The 17,426-nt window shown below is 59.3% G+C and carries 16 protein-coding genes and 1 tRNA gene; 4 read left to right on the top strand and 13 right to left on the bottom strand.

What is annotated here, in order from left to right:
• Positions 1–33: 33 nt before the first annotated feature.
• From BM174_RS14365 to BM174_RS14355, 3 genes are all read right to left on the bottom strand, one after another.
• Positions 34–1,059: a TRAP transporter substrate-binding protein gene (locus tag BM174_RS14365; protein WP_093924544.1), complete on the bottom strand. Its 1,026-nt coding sequence runs from the start codon at positions 1,057–1,059 to the stop codon at positions 34–36.
• 57 nt (positions 1,060–1,116) lie between these two features.
• On the bottom strand, positions 1,117–2,151 hold the full coding sequence (locus tag BM174_RS14360) for a TRAP transporter substrate-binding protein (RefSeq protein ID WP_093924543.1): 1,035 nt from the start codon (positions 2,149–2,151) through the stop codon (positions 1,117–1,119).
• A 321-nt stretch (positions 2,152–2,472) separates the two neighbouring features.
• Positions 2,473–2,549: transfer RNA gene (locus BM174_RS14355), tRNA-Met, on the bottom strand.
• 218 nt (positions 2,550–2,767) lie between these two features.
• On the opposite strand from BM174_RS14355, the gene BM174_RS14350 reads away from it, so the two are divergent.
• The gene (locus BM174_RS14350) at positions 2,768–3,325 is read left to right on the top strand and encodes a fasciclin domain-containing protein (protein WP_245766381.1); all 558 of its coding nucleotides are present in this window, start codon (positions 2,768–2,770) and stop codon (positions 3,323–3,325) included.
• A 162-nt stretch (positions 3,326–3,487) separates the two neighbouring features.
• Here the strand turns inward: BM174_RS14350 and BM174_RS14345 are convergent, their stop codons facing one another.
• From BM174_RS14345 to clpS, 3 genes are read right to left on the bottom strand one after another with little or no spacing between them, the layout of a single operon-like run.
• Positions 3,488–4,288, bottom strand: a complete 801-nt coding sequence (locus tag BM174_RS14345) for an SDR family NAD(P)-dependent oxidoreductase (RefSeq protein ID WP_093924542.1) — start codon at positions 4,286–4,288, stop codon at positions 3,488–3,490.
• A gap of 21 nt (positions 4,289–4,309) precedes the next feature.
• The gene (locus BM174_RS14340) at positions 4,310–5,305 is read right to left on the bottom strand and encodes a class I SAM-dependent methyltransferase (RefSeq protein WP_093924541.1); all 996 of its coding nucleotides are present in this window, start codon (positions 5,303–5,305) and stop codon (positions 4,310–4,312) included.
• Positions 5,306–5,308: 3 nt separating this feature from the next.
• Positions 5,309–5,650, bottom strand: coding sequence for an ATP-dependent Clp protease adapter ClpS (gene clpS / locus BM174_RS14335; protein WP_093924540.1), 342 nt, complete (start codon positions 5,648–5,650; stop codon positions 5,309–5,311).
• Positions 5,651–5,739: 89 nt separating this feature from the next.
• On the opposite strand from clpS, the gene BM174_RS14330 reads away from it, so the two are divergent.
• Together BM174_RS14330 and BM174_RS14325 are read left to right on the top strand one after the other, a co-directional pair.
• Entirely contained in the window at positions 5,740–6,444 is a 705-nt protein-coding gene (locus tag BM174_RS14330) for an HAD family hydrolase (RefSeq protein WP_093924539.1), read from the top strand.
• Positions 6,445–6,729: 285 nt separating this feature from the next.
• A complete protein-coding gene (locus tag BM174_RS14325) occupies positions 6,730–8,232 on the top strand; it encodes a D-alanyl-D-alanine carboxypeptidase family protein (protein WP_093924538.1) in 1,503 nt (500 codons plus the stop codon).
• A gap of 134 nt (positions 8,233–8,366) precedes the next feature.
• Here BM174_RS14325 and BM174_RS14320 read toward each other — a convergent pair whose 3' ends face one another.
• The 5 genes from BM174_RS14320 to BM174_RS14300 all read right to left on the bottom strand — a co-directional run bounded on the left by BM174_RS14320 (position 8,367) and on the right by BM174_RS14300 (position 14,841).
• Complete coding sequence (locus BM174_RS14320) at positions 8,367–9,944, bottom strand: ABC transporter ATP-binding protein (protein ID WP_093924537.1); 1,578 nt, start codon at positions 9,942–9,944, stop codon at positions 8,367–8,369.
• Positions 9,941–11,119 (bottom strand): ABC transporter permease, encoded by a 1,179-nt coding sequence (locus BM174_RS14315; protein ID WP_245766380.1) that lies wholly within the window; start codon positions 11,117–11,119, stop codon positions 9,941–9,943. The genes BM174_RS14320 and BM174_RS14315 overlap by 4 nt, the downstream gene beginning before the upstream one ends.
• On the bottom strand, positions 11,119–12,201 hold the full coding sequence (locus tag BM174_RS14310) for a microcin C ABC transporter permease YejB (RefSeq protein WP_093924536.1): 1,083 nt from the start codon (positions 12,199–12,201) through the stop codon (positions 11,119–11,121). The genes BM174_RS14315 and BM174_RS14310 overlap by 1 nt, the downstream gene beginning before the upstream one ends.
• A 9-nt stretch (positions 12,202–12,210) precedes the next feature.
• Entirely contained in the window at positions 12,211–14,163 is a 1,953-nt protein-coding gene (locus tag BM174_RS14305; RefSeq protein WP_093924535.1) for an extracellular solute-binding protein, read from the bottom strand.
• A 174-nt stretch (positions 14,164–14,337) separates the two neighbouring features.
• Positions 14,338–14,841, bottom strand: a complete 504-nt coding sequence (locus tag BM174_RS14300) for a c-type cytochrome (protein ID WP_093924534.1) — start codon at positions 14,839–14,841, stop codon at positions 14,338–14,340.
• A 144-nt stretch (positions 14,842–14,985) separates the two neighbouring features.
• Here BM174_RS14300 and BM174_RS14295 point away from each other — a divergent pair, with 144 nt between their 5' ends.
• Positions 14,986–15,828, top strand: coding sequence for a prephenate dehydratase (locus BM174_RS14295; RefSeq protein WP_093924533.1), 843 nt, complete (start codon positions 14,986–14,988; stop codon positions 15,826–15,828).
• 41 nt (positions 15,829–15,869) lie between these two features.
• Here the strand turns inward: BM174_RS14295 and BM174_RS14290 are convergent, their stop codons facing one another.
• Both BM174_RS14290 and nudC read right to left on the bottom strand, forming a co-directional pair.
• Entirely contained in the window at positions 15,870–16,337 is a 468-nt protein-coding gene (locus BM174_RS14290; RefSeq protein WP_093924532.1) for an SRPBCC family protein, read from the bottom strand.
• A gap of 63 nt (positions 16,338–16,400) precedes the next feature.
• Positions 16,401–17,369 carry an NAD(+) diphosphatase gene (gene nudC / locus BM174_RS14285; protein WP_093924531.1) on the bottom strand — a complete coding sequence of 323 codons (969 nt, stop codon included), beginning with the start codon at positions 17,367–17,369 and terminating at the stop codon, positions 16,401–16,403.
• Positions 17,370–17,426: the final 57 nt, after the last annotated feature.

Here is a 17,426-nt window from a genome sequence, read left to right as displayed (position 1 = left end):
TGCCGCAGGTCAAATCATGTGGTCAGAGTGGGACTACTTGTAGGCGTCCATCAAGGAGCGGGCCTCGTCGATCAGCGCTTGACCGTCAATGCCCTTGCCGTCCATTTCCTTGATCCACTCGTCATAGATCGGCTGGGAAGCATCTTTCCATTCTTGGGTCTCGTCAGCAGTCAGCGTCACAATATTGTTGCCCGCATCGACAGCGACCTGACGTGCAGGGCCATCCGCATCGGCCTGCGTGCCGCCCGCAAAGACCGAGAATTCCAGACCGGAATTATCGTCCATAACCTTCTTCAGATCGTCCGGCAGGCCGTTGTACTTGTCTTGGTTCATCGCCAGCACGAAAGTCAGCGTATAAAGCGCTGGATCAAACTCGGTGTGGTTCTTGACCAGCTCGGAGACGCGCAGCGCCGTGGTGACTTCCCAGGGGATCGTGGTGCCGTCGATCACACCTTTGGAAAGCCCTTCCGGGATCGCAGGCACCGGCATCCCGACCGGCGTCGCGCCGTTGATCTCCAGCAGACGGTTCACCAAGCGCGAGCCGCCGCGGATCTTCATGCCCTGCATGTCGCTCGGCGTGCGAATTTCTTTGTTGGTGTGCAAAAGGCCGGGGCCATGCACCCATGTGCCCAGAATATGCACATCTTTGAACTCGGTGTCCTTCATGTGCGTCTCGAACATCTGCCAATAGGCGGATGATGCCGCACGCGCGTCTGTTACCATGAACGGCAGTTCGAACACTTCGGTGCTGGGATAGCGGCCAGGCGTATAGCCGACCACGGTCCAGACAATATCGGCCACCCCGTCAATCGCTTGGTCCATCAACTCGGGCGGGGTGCCGCCCAGCTGCATGGAGGCATAGCGCTCGATCTTGATGCGGCCTTCGCTGGCGGCCTCGACCTTATCGGCCCAAACATCCAGTACCAGCTTGGGCACATTGGCCTGTGGCGGCAGAAATTGGTGCATGCGCAGCGTGACGTCCTGCGCGAATGCCTGACCGGCGGCCAGTGACAGCGCCGCGGCGGCCGCGAAATTCAGAAATGCTTTCCGTGTGACCATTGAATGATCCTCCCCTTTATAAAAGCCGCGCCGCTTTTGCGCGGCGCGTGCATCGGCTTATTTATAATCGGCCATCAGCGCGCGGGCCTGATCGATCAGGGCCTGACCGTCGATGCCTTTGCTTTCCATGTCCGCGATCCAGTTGGCATAGACCGGCTTGGCAATCTCTTCCCACTTCTTCGCGTCTTCTTCGCTGACGGTGATGATGTTGTTGCCCGCATCCACTGCCAACTGGCGTGCCGGACCATCCGCATCGGACTGCGTACCACCTGCGAAGACCGAGAAGTCATGACCGGAGTTGTCGTCGATGATCTTTTTCAGATCGTCGGGCATGCTGTCGTATTTATCTTTGTTCATCGCCAGTACGAAGGTCAGGTCATAGATCGCGGGACCGTCAAATTCGGTGTGGTTGCCAACCAGTTCCGCCACCTTGAGCGAGGTCGTGACCTCCCAAGGGATGGTGGTGCCGTCGATCACACCTTTGGAAAGCGCCTCGGGGATGCCGGTGACAGGCAAACCCACGGGTGTCGCGCCGACGATCTCAAGCAACTGGTTGACCATCCGCGAACCGCCACGGATTTTCATGCCCTGCAGGTCCGAAGGTACGTTAACCGGCGCTTTGGTGTGCAACATGCCGGGGCCATGGACCCAAGCACCAAGGATATGCACGTCCTTGAAATCAGTGTCCTTCATATGTTCGTCGAACATCGTCCAATAGGCGTGGCTGGCGGCGCGGGCGTCTTGCACCATGAACGGCAGCTCGAACACTTCGGTGTGCGGGAAACGTCCGGGGGTGAAGCCGTTTACGGCCCAGACGATATCGGCCACGCCGTCGATGGCCTGATCGATCAACTCGGGCGGGGTGCCGCCAAGCTGCATCGCGGGATAGCGCTCGATCTTGATCCGGCCTGCGCTGTCGGCCTCGATCTTATCGGCCCAGACGTCCAAAACCAGCTTTGGTACGTTGGCCTGTGCGGGCAGAAACTGGTGCAGCCGCAGCGTGACGTCCTGCGCCGCGGCGGGCAGGCCCATCAATACGGCCAGTGTGGCGGCGCCCGCCGTGGTCAAAAATGATTTTCGTGTAATTGGCATGTTGTCTCCCCAGCTCGGGCGGCCCTGTGCGGCCTCGGCCCGACGCGTTGCTCCCCGCGAAACGCTATGACAGCCGCAAACGGTTGTCACCCGACTTTCGCTCCCTGTGCAAACGGGTTTTTCTCCCCCCATTTTGCACTTTCGTGCAATTACGCTAGGCGCCTCAGGACGGTTACGTCAAACTCAATGCGAGGCCGCGGAATTATAGTGCACAACGACCCATGCAAGGGTGTGTCACAAGAACTGGGCAGGACCGGTTGGGGGCGTCGCGCTTGGACAAAGCGCGGCGGGTCTGGTTTTCCGAGCGAAGGGGTCGGAAAGTGGTGGCGTTACCTGGATTTGAACCAGGGACCTAACGATTATGAGTCGTTCGCTCTAACCAGCTGAGCTATAACGCCATCGGCGCGTGGATTAGGACAGCCCTGCGATGCCGTCAAGAGCCAAATCCCCCAACATCGCCTCATTTCTCCTGACAGCACTAATAATAGGGCGAAATAATATTGCGCGGAATCCGGCCCGCCGCGCCCTGCCCCTAAAATAGATTGAAACTATGCCGACCGCTGGTTCGTTGTAACTGCATAAGGACACTCATCGTCCCGAAGTTTAGGAGACTGAAATGTATTTTGCTAAATCCATGATGACCGCCGCCGTAATCGCTGTCAGCGCAGGCGCTGTCCATGCCGCAGAAAATCCGATGGTGGGCGGCGCTGAGATGTTCGCCATCAAGAACATCGTCGAGAACGCTGTAAACTCCGCCGATCACACCACGCTGGTCGCTGCTGTTCAGGCTGCCGGTCTGGCTGAAACGCTGTCTGGCGCTGGCCCCTTCACCGTTTTCGCGCCGACCAACGACGCGTTCGGCCGTCTTGAAGCAGGTGCTGTCGACAATCTTCTGAAGCCTGAAAACAAAGAGCAGCTTCAGCAGGTTCTGACTTGCCACGTGGTCAGCGACACCGTGATGGGTGACGCATTGAAGAGCCTTGTGGACGACAACGAAGGACACCACCCTCTGGCGACACTGGGCGGTTGTATGCTTGACGTGACCTATGCTGACGACGGTCGCATCCTGTTGACCGATGAGAACGGCAATGGCGCGTTTGTCGAGATCGCAGATGTCGCACAGTCGAACGGCGTGATCCATGTGATCGACGGCGTTATGCTGCCAAAGCAGTAAGACAGGTTATGGACACGCTCAGACCCTGAGCGCGTCTTACAAAGATCGCCGCGCCCGAAAGGGGGCGGCGATTTGCGTTCGCGGGGTATGGTAGCGCGGCGGCACCAGCAGAACCTCTCAATGGCCGCGAACCCACCGTCAACGCAACGCCTGTACTAGTATTTAATGCGCTGGCGCCTTCACTGCGCCCATCAGGCTGCGGCCCCCGTCGATCACCATGACTTCGCCAGTCATAAAGCCCGAGCTTTCGGCGGCGAGAAACTGCACCGCTTCGCACAGCTCGTTGGGCGAGGCGATCCGGCCAAGCGGGGTATTCTCGCGGATGTTGTTACGCCATTCCTTATTGTCAGCGACCGCCGCCCGCAAAGAGCCGCTCATCACCGAGCCGAAAGATATCGCGTTCACCCGCACACGGTGCTCGGCCAAAACAACCGCCATCGACCGCGTCATCTGCTCGACCGCGGCGGCGGCGATGGAATAGCCCATAAGCTCAGGCTGAACCTGATGCGCCGCGATGGAGCTGAGGTTGATGATCGAGCCGACCTGCCCCTCGGTCTGGTCCTCGGCCTGTTTGATCATCCGCTTTGCCACCAAGCGCGACAGATGCAGCGATGTCGCCAGATTGCTCTCCAGCAAGGTGCTGACTGATGTATCGTCCGGATCCAAGGCATCGGTCTGCACCAACTGGCGCGACGCATTGACCAAAATATCGACCTGATCGAAGGCATCAATCGTTGCCGAGACGAGGTTTGCGAGGGTCAGCCGTTCGCGCAGGTCGCCGGCAAACCGGCGGACATTGCCGTCATCCGGCGCGCTGCCGAACTCTTCGACCAGCTTCTTTTCATCGCTATCGGCACACATCACATTGGCGCCCTGATCCGCGAAGTGACGCGCAAGTGCGAGGCCGATGCCAGTCGCCGATCCGGTGATGATGGCCGTTTTGCCAGTGATCGAAAATGACATCTGGGCGATCCTTACTCTTTATTAACTGCGTTTCAGCCGTAGGGGCCGTGCCGCATGAAACAGCTTGAAGCGGGCATCGCCGCCGCGTTCTTCGACATGCGCAAACCGGGTCCGAAGCTCGGCCTCGTAGGGCAAATGGCGGTTGGCGACCATCCACAGGTTGCCATGGCCCGACAATATCCGCGCGGCAGCGGCGACAAAGGCCTGACCAATCTGCGGCTCTGCGGCGCGTCCGGTGTGAAATGGCGGGTTCATCACCACGGTATCGATTTTATGCGGCGGCGCCCACGTTGTGGCATCCTCCCACAAGAAGCGGGCGCGGGGATCGGTGATATTGTGCCGCGCGCATTCCAGCGCCATATGCCCCGCTTCAACGACATGCAGGGTCTTCACTTCGGGACGGGTCAGCAGATGCGCCGACAAAAAGCCCCAACCCGCGCCCAGATCAACCACTTCGGCCCCGAGCTTTTCGGGCAAAGCATCGACCAACAGAGCCGACGCCAGATCGACGCCATCCGCCGAAAACACGCCCGGCGCAGTCCAGAACCCACCTTCGGTCAGTGCAGGTCCAGCAACCCAATCTTCGAAAAAGTCGGTCGAGGGCGTGTCGATCCAAAAGAGTTTGCCATGGGCCTTGGAAATCGGGCCCTGCACGGTCACCCGGCCACGGACCTCGCGCAGAATGGAATCAATGCCGTCGGTCTTTTGCCCGTCGATCACCACCTGCCCGTCGCACACGGCGCAGGCTTCGGCGATCAGCGCGCGCGCCTCGACCTTGGAGCGGGGCAGACAGACAATCGCCATGGCAAAGCGTTCTTGCGTGACCTGTGCCACGTCATAACCCCGCGCCGCCCAAGCGTCGTGAAACGGTTTGAAATCCTGAATGATCTTACAGCGCTCAACGGGAAGGCCGGCCAAATCGGCATCAACCGAAGGACGGAAGATCGCGATCTGCCCCTCTTCGGGCACTTCAAGCCCGCTCCCGTCTAGCGCCAGCTGTAGCCGGGCATCTATCACTGATTACTCTTCTTTTTCCATTGTACATTGCAGCGGGTGCTGGTGGCGACGGGCAAAGTCCATCACCTGCGCCACCTTTGTCTCGGCAATCTCGTGGCTGAAAACACCCACGACGGCCAGCCCCTTTTTATGCACCGTCAGCATGATCTCGAATGCCTGCGCGTGATTGAGGCCGAAGAACCGCTCAAGAATGTGAACGACAAACTCCATCGGGGTGAAATCATCATTCAGCAGCAACACCTTATAGAGCGGTGGCCGCTTGGTCTTGGGCTTCGACTTGGTCAGAAGATCTGTTTGATCATCATCGCGCGGCCGGTCTGCCATCATATGTTCGTGCGAGAGCATTGCTGGGTTTGGTATCCTGCGGGTTGAATTGCGAGTCGCGTATCCGTCTATATAACCTCTGCAGGCAATTAGAAAAGAGGCAGCACCCCATGGCCCCCGTTCTGACCACCATCGGATTTGATGCCGACGACACGCTTTGGCACAACGAACGCTTTTTTGCGCTGACCCAAGACCACTTTGCCGGACTGCTGTCCGAGCATAGCGAGAAGGCCGATCTGATGGCGCGGCTGCTGGAGGCCGAAAAGCGCAACCTGCCGCACTACGGTTTCGGGATCAAAGGTTTCACCCTGTCGATGATCGAAACCGCGATCGAGGTCACCGACGGGCGCGTGCCCTCCTCCGTGATCGGAGAGATCCTTGCCGCAGGCCGCGACATGCTCTCTCATGAGGTTGAATTGCTGCCGAATGTGGTCTCGACGCTGGAGGCGCTTAAAGGCCAGTTCAAGCTGGTTCTGATCACCAAAGGCGACCTGTTGGATCAAGAGCGCAAACTGGCGCAATCAGGTCTTCGCGCACATTTCGACGCTATCGAGATTGTCACTGACAAAACTCCACAGACCTATCGCGCCATCTTTGAAGGGCACGGGTCGGGCGTGGATCAGGGACTAATGGTGGGCAATTCCATGCGTTCGGATGTGGTAGCGATGATCGATGCGGGCGGCTGGGGCGTCTATGTTCCGTACGGGCTGACATGGGAAATCGAGCACGCCAAAACCCCGCAATCCACACGCTACGCCGAGATCGGAGACCTGTCGGAATTGCCCGATTTGACGCGCCAAATATCGGGTTTGTAAGGGCGCAAAACGAGCGCTTTTGGCGACTGTTGAACCACCCGCAGTGAGTCGGTTGAAATGTGGCGGTGCACGGCAAATTGTCGCCTCATTCTCGCCACATTGGCCTCTATAGTGCCGCACCCCAATTCAACCCCCAGATATGCGCAGCGGCATTCGGCCATTCCTTTCAATTGCCTTAATTCACAGTCTTTATCGGAATTTAAACCTATGCTACGGTTTGTATAAGAACAATTTGGCCAGTCGAAGAAATCGGCGGTCTGTGGCAGTAAATAAGGCAGGTTTTCAATGAAGGTGCGGCGTGTTCAGCCGGCCCGTTTCGGGCTATTTCTCTTAGCGGCTTTGTGGCTATTGGTCATCGTACCGATGTCGGCCCTCGCGGCCCCCTATGCCGCTTATGTCATCGACGCCCGCACGGGTAAGGTGATCCACGAAAGCAACGCAAACACCCGCCTTCACCCTGCTTCGCTGACCAAAATGATGACTCTCTATATTGCCTTTGAGGCGATCCAGAAGGGCGAGATTTCGCTTGATAGCCAAGTCACGATTTCCGCCAATGCAGCGTCAGAGCAGCCAAGCAAGCTCGGCCTGCGCACCGGCCAGACCATTGCATTGCGCTACCTCATTCGCGCCGCAGCCGTTAAATCTGCCAACGACGCGGCCACCGCCATCGGCGAAGCCATCGAAGGATCCGAGGCCAAATTCGCCCGCCGGATGAACCGCACTGCGCAAGCCCTGGGCATGACACGCTCAACCTTTAAAAACGCGCACGGGCTGACCGAGAACGGCCATATGTCGACCGCGCATGACATGACGATCATGGGGCGGCACCTGCTTTATGATTATCCGCAGTATTACAACCTGTTCTCGCGGATCACCGCAGATGCGGGCGTCGCCAAGGTGTCGCACACCAACCGACGCTTTCTGGGCTCCTACAAGGGCGCAGACGGCATCAAAACCGGCTATACCCGCGCTGCCGGCTTTAACCTCACCGCCTCCGCCGAGCGCGGCAACGAACGCATTATCGTCACGGTCTTCGGCGGCCAGTCCACCGCATCGCGCAACGCCAAAGTGGCGGAACTGATGGACCTCGGCTTCCGTCGCGCGCCCGCCTCTGCACCGACACGCAAGCCCGATGCCCCGGTCTATGCCGATGTCGAAAGCAGCGATGACGCGGTCCCCGGCTCGACCATTGGGGGCGCAGGCAAGACCATCCGCCTCGTCGGCGCGGTCACCAACTCCAAGCGCCCCGTGCAGCGCCCGATCACCGAAGTTATGGTCGCCACGGCTGAGCAATCTGCCGTAAGTGCCGTGTCCAAGGCCGATATCAACGCCGCCCTGCGCGAAGCCGTCAAAACCCCCGCGCCCGAACAGCCAGCCGAGGTACGTGTTGCCACCGCAAGCGGAATCGCCCCGATCCTGAGACCTAAAAGCGCCGCGCCGATCCGCGCGCTCCAGCAGGAAACAACCGAACCACAGGCCGCACCCGTCGATCAAGCTGCGAAGGTCGCCCAAGTGGAACAAGAGATCGTCACCCGCGTCTCGACCTCCGGTGGCAGACATTGGGGCGTCAACGTAGGCCGTTTCCCCAGCCAATACGCCGCCGAAAAAGTTCTGCTGAAAACCGCCCTTTCAGAGATGTCCTCACTGGACGGCACGCTGCGCAAGGTCGTCAAGCGCCCACAGGGATATGACGCAAACTTCCTCGGCATGACCCGAGAAGGTGCGGATTTGGCCTGCCGCCGCCTAGCTGCGCGCAACATCCAGTGCTTTATGGTTGGCCCCAGCTAAAACCCGACCCAGACCCATAGCGGCTTAAATTGCGGCCACTGCTCCATAAAGGGGCAGTGGCCGCCGCTATTTCGGGGTGTGTCGTTGGGGTGTGGAACTGCGCCTTAAGGGCGCATATCACGCAGGGCCAACGTTCAGGTCGTCGCCTGCAGCAGCGTCCGCGTATAGTCGGACTGCGGGTTGTTATAGAGATCATCGGCATCGCCGTATTCCACCACGTCGCCGCGCTTCATCACCATCACTTTATGCGACATCGCGCGTACCACCTTGAGGTCATGCGAGATGAATAGATAAGCCAGCCCGTATTTAACCTGCAAATTCCGCAGCAGATCAACGATCTGCACCTGCACGGTCATATCGAGCGCGCTGGTCGGCTCGTCGAGCACCAACAGGCTGGGACGTAGCACCATGGCGCGGGCAATGGCGATACGCTGACGCTGGCCGCCGGAAAACTCATGTGGATAGCGGTCCATCGTGGCGGGGTCGAGCCCGACCTCGACCATCACTTCACTGACCAACTCACGCTGGTCCCGCTGGGTGTCGACCTTATGAATATCCAGTCCCTCCGCGATGATCTGGAAGCAGGTCATCCGCGGCGACAGCGAGCCAAAGGGATCTTGAAACACAATCTGCATTTGCGACCGCAGACGGCGCAGCTCCTTGGTTGAAAGCTTACGCAGGTCGCGGCCCTTAAAGGTCATCCCCCCCCCAGAGGAGATCAGTCGCATAATCGCCAGCGCGAGCGTGGTCTTGCCCGAACCGGACTCGCCTACGATGCCCAAAGTCTCCCCTGCCCTCACAGATAGCGTTGCGTCGTTGACGGCTTTGACGTGACCCGTCGTGCGACGCAGCAGACCCGTCTGGATCGGGAACCAGACCTTGAGATGATCGGTGCGCACAATCTCGGGCGCGTCGGGCTGTATGGGCGCGGGCTGACCCGCAGGCTCGGCGCTGAGCAGCTTTTTGGTGTAGGGGTGCTGGGGGTTATCGAAAATCTCGCGCGTTGGCCCCTGCTCGACGATCTTGCCTTTTTGCATCACGCAGACACGATCAGCGATGCGGCGCACGATGCCAAGGTCGTGGGTGATGAACAGCAGGCCCATGCCTTCGCTGTCTTTCAGGTCCTTCAACAGATCAAGGATTTGCGCTTGAATGGTCACGTCCAGCGCCGTTGTCGGCTCGTCCGCGATCAGCACGTCCGGCTTGTTGGCGAGAGCCATCGCGATCATGACGCGCTGGCGCTGGCCACCCGAAAGCTGGTGCGGATAGGCACCAAGACGGCTCTCGGCGTCCTGAATGCCAACCTTTTCCATCAGTTCAAGAATACGCACCCGCGCAGCATCGCCTGCCAGCCCCTGATGCAAAGCAAGGCTCTCGGCCAACTGCTTTTCGATGGTGTGCAGCGGGTTGAGCGAGGTCATCGGTTCTTGAAAGATAAAGCTGATGTCATTGCCGCGCACCTTGCGCAGCAGCTTGTCGCTGGCACCAATCATCTGCTGGCCGTCATAGGTGACCGAACCGGTCACGGTCGCACTATCGCCCAGCAGTGACACGGTCGACAGCGCCGAGACCGACTTCCCCGAGCCGCTTTCGCCGACCAGCGCCACGGTCTCGCCACGCTCTAGCGCAAAGGACACGCCCTTGACGGCCTGCGTGAGCTGCCCGTCCTGCCGGAATGACACGCAAAGATCTTTGACTTCCAACAGGCTCACGAGAATGTCTTTCTGGGGTCGAATGCGTCGCGGATGCCTTCGAAGATGAACACCAGCAACGACAGCATGATCGCAAAGGTGAAGAAGGCGGTAAAGGCCAGCCACGGCGCTTGCAGGTTTTGCTTTGCTTGCAAGGTCAACTCCCCCAGCGAGGGGGCCGAGGACGGCAAGCCGAAGCCGAGGAAGTCGAGGATCGCGAGGGTCGAGATTGTGCCGGTGATGATGAACGGCAGCATTGTCAGCGTCGCAACCATGGCGTTGGGCAGCATGTGGCGGAACATGATCGTCACGTTGCCGACCCCTAATGCGCGGGCGGCGCGAACATACTCAAGGTTACGGGCGCGCAGGAATTCGGCGCGCACCACGCCCACCAGCGAGGTCCATGAGAACAGCACCAGCAGAAACACCAACAACCAAAACGAGCGGCCCAATATCGCGAACATGATGATGATCACGTAAAGCGACGGGGTGGAGGACCAGATCTCGATAATCCGTTGGAAAATCAGATCGGTCCAGCCGCCGAAAAAGCCCTGCACCGCGCCTGCGATAATCCCGATCAAACTGGCGAGGCCGGTGACGATTAGCGTGAACAGGATCGACAGACGGAAGCCGTGGATCACCCGCGCCAGCACATCACGTTTGGTGCCGTCGGTGCCCAGCCAGTTCTGCGCATTGGGCGGCAGCGGCGCGGCACCGGGGCGGTCCACGGAGGTGTTGAACGAATAGGGGATCGGCGGCCAAAGCGCCCAGCCTTGGTCAATCTCCGTGCCGTCAATCACCCCGTCCTGTGCATCGGCCAGAAAAGCGTCAGGGTCGTCAAAACATTGCTCCAGCCCGCCCGTCGCAATCAGGCAGCGCACCTCGGGGTCGCGGTAGGCGGCCTCGGTCTGGAAATCGCCGCCAAAAGCAGTTTCAGGGTAAAAGTTGAAGATCGGCGTATAGTATTCGCCGCGATAGCTCACGAGGATCGGCTTGTCGTTGGCCACGAACTCGGCAAACAGCGAGACGCCAAACAGCACCGCGAATATCCACAGCGACCAAAAGGCACGGCGGTTGCGGGTAAAGTTGCGCCAGCGCCGCTGGTTCAGCGGTGACAGCCACCTGCGCCGCGTAGGCGTAACGGGAGGCGGCGCGTCCTGACCAGGTACGCGGTCATCGTTTGATACTGTGCTCATCAGCCTTCCCGCCGCTCGAAATCAATGCGTGGATCGACCAGCACATACATGAGGTCCGACAGGATGCCGACCACCAGCCCGATCAGGCCAAAGATGAACAGCGTGCCAAAGACAATCGGGTAGTCCCGCGCCACCGCGGCCTCGAAGCCCAAGCGCCCCAAGCCATCCAGCGAGAAGATCGTTTCGATAATCAGCGAACCACCAAAGAACACCCCGATAAACACTGCCGGAAAGCCTGCGATCACAATCAGCATCGCGTTGCGGAACACATGACCATACAGCACCTTGCTCTCGGACAGGCCCTTGGCGCGGGCGGTCATCACATAGTGCTTTTTGATCTCGTCGAGAAAGCTGTTTTTCGTCAGCAGTGTCAGCGTCGCAAAGGCCGAAATGGTCGAAGCCAGCACCGGCAGCGCGATGTGCCAGAAATAGTCCAACACCTTGCCCAAGGGCGACAGGGTTTGCCAATTGTCGCTGGTCAGCCCACGCAGGGGGAAGAGCTGCCAATAGGAGCCGCCCGCAAAGAGCACCAGCAGCAGGATCGCGAACAAGAAGCCGGGGATCGCATAGGCCGCGATGATTGCGCCACTGGTCCAGGTGTCAAAGCTGCTGCCATCGCGCACCGCCTTGGCGATGCCCAGCGGGATCGACACGATATAGGCGATCAGCGTTGACCAAAGCCCCAGCGTAATCGAGACCGGCAGCTTTTCTTTAACCAGATCAATGACGCTGATTGACCGGAAATAGCTCTCGCCAAAATCAAATCGGGCGTAGTTCCACATCATGTTGAAAAACCGCTGAACGGGTGGCTTGTCAAAGCCGTATTCGCGTTCAAGCTCGGCGATGAATTCCGGCGGCAGGCCCCGCGCACCAACGTAGTTTTCATTGGCGAGTGCGGCATTGCCGCCGCCTTCATCGCCCCCTGCAAAGCCGGAGAACACGTCACCACCGCCCTGAATACGGGCGATGGCCTGCTCCACCGGACCACCGGGAACAAACTGCACAAGTGCGAAATTGATGATCATGATCCCGACAAGCGTGGGAATAATCAGCAATAGCCGTCGAAGAATATAGGCGCCCATGTTTCCGATCTACCGCAGCGCGCCAGCGGCACGCAATTTTTCTGCTTTTTCGGCATTGTACCACCAGAAATCGAGATACCCCAGCGCATAGGCAGGTTGCTCCTTGGGGTGTTCGTACTGGTCATAGTAGGCGACCCAGAAAGTCGGCTTGTACCAGACGGGGATCATGAAAAACTCGTGCCGTAGCGCGCGGTCCAGCGCCATGATGGAGGCGTCTTCCTCCTCCTGCGTTTGGGCGGCGAGCGACTTTTCGATGATCGCATCGACCAGCGGGCTGGCAAGGCCAGCAGGGTTGAAAAGCGAATAGGTCGCCGCCTCGGAGCCGAAACGCTGGGCAAGGCCGGTGCCGGTGCCCAAGAGCGACGGATAGGAATCAAACACCATGTCGTAATCGCGGTCGCGTTCACGCGAGGTATATTGCGCGCTATCAACGTTTTCGAGCACAGCTTCGATGCCCATCGCATCCACATTCGCCATGATGTTTTCAACCACCGCCCGCAGGGTTGGCGAGCCGGACGAGTTCAGCAAAAAGGTCAGCCGCAGCGGTTTGCCATCCGGCCCGACGCGCTTGCCGGTGTCGCCCACGGCATAGCCCGCTTCATCCAACAGCCCCATTGCGCGGCGCAGATTGCGGCGGTCCTGTAGACGCGACGCATCGGAGGTATGGGGCACGACCGCCTCTTCACTCATCATCTCAGGCGGCACCAGATCACCGAGCTCTTGCAGGAACGTCAGTTCGGCCCCCTCAGGCGCGCCTTTGGCCATCAGCGGCGTGTCCTGACTGAAAGAAGCACGCGGCGCGAAAAGCCCGTATTGCAGCGACTCGTTAGTCCATTCAAAGTTGAACGCCAGCGCCACAGCTTGGCGCACCCGCACGTCTTTGAACGGCTCGGACGCAAGGTTGAACACGATCCCGCTGGCCGTCGGCGGTGCACCGTCAGCGATTTCCTCTTTTACAACATAGCCCTCGTCGACCTTGGGGAAGTCATAGCCCGTCGCCCATTGCCGCGAATCTCCCTCAGACCGGAAGGTGTATTCCCCCGCCTTGAACGACTCGAATGCGGCCGTATCGTCACCGAAATATTCAACGCGTATGGTGTCGAAGTTGTTGCGGCCCACATTGAACGGCAGGTCATTGCCCCAATATTCAGGGTTGCGTTTATAGGTGATGCGGCGATTCACATCGACCTTGTCCACCACATAAGGGCCAGAACCGGGCGAGGTCGTCAGGCGGCTTTCATCCAACCGCGCGCCGGTTTCATCAAACCACTTTTTCGACCACGCAGGCACACCACCGACCTGATCAATCAGGCTGCGGCGCGAGATGTCTTCGGCAAAGTAGAACTTGATGGTGTAATCGTCGATCACTTCGACCTTGGGGATGCGCTTGCGCACCGCATCGGCATAGGATTGCAGACCCTGATCCAGCAGCAAATTATGGCTGAACTCAATGTCATGCGCGGTCACGGGATCGCCGGTCGAGAACTTGGCGTCCTTGCGCATGTGAAAGATCACCCACGCCTTGCTCTCGGGGTATTCGAGGCTTTCGCAAAGCAGGCAATACTGCTCGCCATAGACATCCGCAGGGGCAGATTCGTTGCCGGTGCCTTCACCGAGCAAGCTTTCGTACATCATATAGGACAGCGCCCCGCCACGGCCCTTACGGCTGTAGGGGTTCATCGAATCAAAGGTGCCCAGCGCGGAAAAGGAAATCTCGCCGCCCTTTGGGGCATCGGGGTTCACGTAATCGAAATGGGTGTAATCCGCGGGATAGGTCAGATTGCCATAGAACGAGTAGCCGTGGCTTTTGACGATCTTCTCGTCTTGCGCAAGGGCGGCAGCGCCCCAAACCAGCGCGGTTCCCGCCACGATCAGCGCCCCTAGATGAAGCGCCCCGAACGGCGGCTTGGCACGGGTGGCGGTACGGGTCTGGGTCTGGGTCCGGCTCTGGGCACTTGTCATCAGGCACATCCTTAGGTTCGCAATACGCACTGCGTCGAAATCTAGGCTAATGGTGCTGGGGGCCAAGATACAAGTTGCGAATATGTTATCTGGAGGCGATCCGCCCACGGCGCAGGGGGCGGATACGAAAAAAGGCCGCGACATGCGCGGCCTTTTCCATAAATTCTATTCGGATCAGCCGTCGAGGCTGTCGAGATAGGCAATGACGTCGGCACGGTCTTCGACCTTTTTCAAACCGGCGAAACCCATCGACGTGCCCGGTGCATAGCCTTTGGGGCTGGCGAGGAAGCCGTTCAGGTGCTCAGGCGTCCAGACGTCGACCACTTTTTCCAACGCACCGGAATAGCCAAAGCCATCGGCGCTGTCGGCGGGGCGGCCAACCACACCATAAAGGTAAGGGCCAACAGCATTTTCGCCTTCAACCGCTTTGTGGCAGGCCGAGCATTTCTTGAAGATCTTTGCGCCGCTCTCAACGTCTGCGCTAGCAAGGATCGCTGCAAAATCGACCTCTTCTCCACCTGCGTCACCACCTGCATCTGCGACTTCAATCACATAGGATGGTTCGCCGTGGGCTTCGGCAGCGTACAGCTCTTCTCCGGCCCATTTGCCCAGAAGAAGGATAAGCCAGGCTCCGAAAAGGCCGGCGGCAACTTTGGTGACGGTCATCGTGTCGAACATGGGGCATGGTCCATTGTTTGGTAATCTGGGCTTGATAATCGAGCGGTGTCAGCGGCGTATCTATTGCTTTCCCTCCGCGCAGGCAAGGTGTAGTTACCGCGACCAATTGCCCTGCCCTGCCCCGCAGCTTGAAGGACCGCGCCCATGCCAGCACAAAACACCCCGCGCATTGCCTTTCAGGGCGCGCTTGGCGCCTATAGCCACGAGGCCTGCATGCAGGCATCCCCCGATGCGATCCCCGTGCCCTGCACCACGTTCGAAGGCGTGTTCCGCGCCGTACGTGAAGGCCGCGCCGATCTGGCGATGCTGCCCGTCGAAAACACCACCTACGGCCGTGTAGCCGATATCCACCGTTTGCTGCCCGAAAGCGGACTGCACATCATTGGCGAAGCCTTTGTCCGGGTCCGCATTGCGCTGATGGCCCGCCCCGGTGTGGCGCTGAGCGACGTCAAACACGTCCGCGCCCATCTGGTACTGCTGCCGCAGGCGCGCAGCTTTCTCGATGCGCATGGCATCACCTCGGAGGCTGCTGCCGATAGTGCAGGTGCGGCTGCCGAGCTGGCCGAGGCTGAGGGGTCTCGCGAAGGCGTGCTGGCCAGTGAGGTTGCCGCCGATATCCACGGGCTGGAGGTGCTGGCGCGCGATATCGAGGATATGGATCACAACACCACCCGCTTTTTGCTGATGTCGCCAGAAATTGATCTGGCGCGGCGCGGTGGCAAGATGCTGACAACTTTCGTCTTTGAAGTGCGCAACATCCCTGCCGCGCTCTACAAAGCGATGGGCGGTTTCGCGACCAACGGCGTCAACATGACCAAGCTTGAAAGCTATATGGTGGGCGGGTCGTTCACCGCGACCCAGTTTTACGCCGATATCGAAGGCCACCCCGAAGACCCGCCTGTTGCCCGCGCGCTTGAGGAGTTGGGGTATTTCACCAATATGCTGGAAATTCTCGGGGTCTATCCGGCCAGCGCGGGCCGGGGCTAGCGGGACCGGGGCCGTGCCTTTTTCAGCTTAAGGCTGCGCCTTTAAGCAGACTTGGCATGACGCTCTTCCATGGTTTTCGCATATTCAGCAACGCGTAGCTTGTACTTTTGCGCTAGCTTGGTTTTACCCAGCTTCAGCGATTGCACCAACAATCGGGCCGAAAGGTTCAAAGGCTTGACCTCAAGCTCGACACTGATGCGGGTGCGGCTGCGCGACAGGGCGATCAAATCAAAGCGCATCTGGCCGATTAGCCCCGGCGAAGTGCTTTCCAGCACCATCTCGTTGGGTTTGTCAAAAGTCACCATCTCGACCTGCATCTCGCGCTTTTTACCGCGCATTTTAAAGGCCGCGTTCCATGTCATCCCGACACCGGGCGAGCTGAGCCGGTCCACCCGCTGGACCTCGGCGCCGCGCCGCATGGCAGACCGCTCAAAACCTTCAAAGTCGCACAACATGGCAAAGACCGCCCCAATGGGGGCTTCGATATCTTCTTTGGTGGAAAAGATCATGCGGGGGCCTCTCGCCTAATCGCTAGCGCAGGCTGCCAGCACAGTTGTTAATATATTGTTGCGTCAATCAAGCGTATCTGCAAGCCAGTTCTCTAATAAAAAATGTGCAATGGCACCCTTTCGGGCTGGCAAAATCCGCGGGTGCTCGCCTGCGAAAACCTGCATCATCTCTTCACGGCTGACCCACATCGCGTCTTCAATCTCGACGGGGTCAATAGTGATCTCGGTGCTCAGCGCCTCGCCACGACAACCAAACATCAGCGAGGCCGGAAACGGCCAAGGCTGGCTCGCCAAATAACTAACCGCCCCGACCCGCACGCCCGCTTCTTCAAAAACCTCGCGGCGCACCGCAGCCTCCAAGGTCTCGCCCGGCTCGACGAATCCAGCAAGCAGCGAAAACATCCCTTCCGGCCAGAACGGCGACCGCCCCATAAGCACCGAGTTTCCGGTCGTGATCAACATGATCACAACAGGATCGGTGCGGGGGAAATGGCTGGCATTGCAAACCGTACATACCCGCTGCCAGCCCGCCTGTGCGACGTCGGATTTACCGCCGCAGCGCGCACAGAACCCGTGACTTTCATGCCAATCCAGAATGGCTTTGCCGGTGGCGGCAAGCTCCGCATCGCGCGGAGTGAGCCATGTCATCACCCGCCGCAACTCAGCAAATGCCGTGTCGTCTTCCAACAAGGGGTGGCGCTGTTCGCTCGCGTCCAGAAAGCTGTCGAGCGTCGCGCCATCAAGGTCTTCGGGGGTCCAACCGGAAATATCGCAGGCAAAGCGTGCGGCACCGTCTTCGCGCCCGAGCAAGATCATATCGGCCGAGGCTTGTTGTAGCACCGGATGATCCATCGCAAGACGCACCAGCCCCGCAGGCCGCGCCATTGAAAGCAGCGGCTTGCCACGCCAAAACAGGATTGCCTTGCTATCGGGGTGGGCCAAAGCCGCGGTTACTGCGTCCGGATTGCTGCGTATTTCGCCCGCACGATCAAGCGCCGACCCTCCGAATGTCACCTGCTCGGCGTGCTGCATGTTTCTAGTCCTCAACAGATTTCTGCCGCTCTGGTGGCGCACTGCCTATAGCACTGG

It is taken from the genome of Sulfitobacter brevis (assembly GCF_900112755.1).
Taxonomy (GTDB): domain Bacteria; phylum Pseudomonadota; class Alphaproteobacteria; order Rhodobacterales; family Rhodobacteraceae; genus Sulfitobacter; species Sulfitobacter brevis.
The sequence above is the reverse complement of the archived record's forward strand: the minus strand, read 5'-3'. Positions and strand labels throughout refer to the sequence as shown.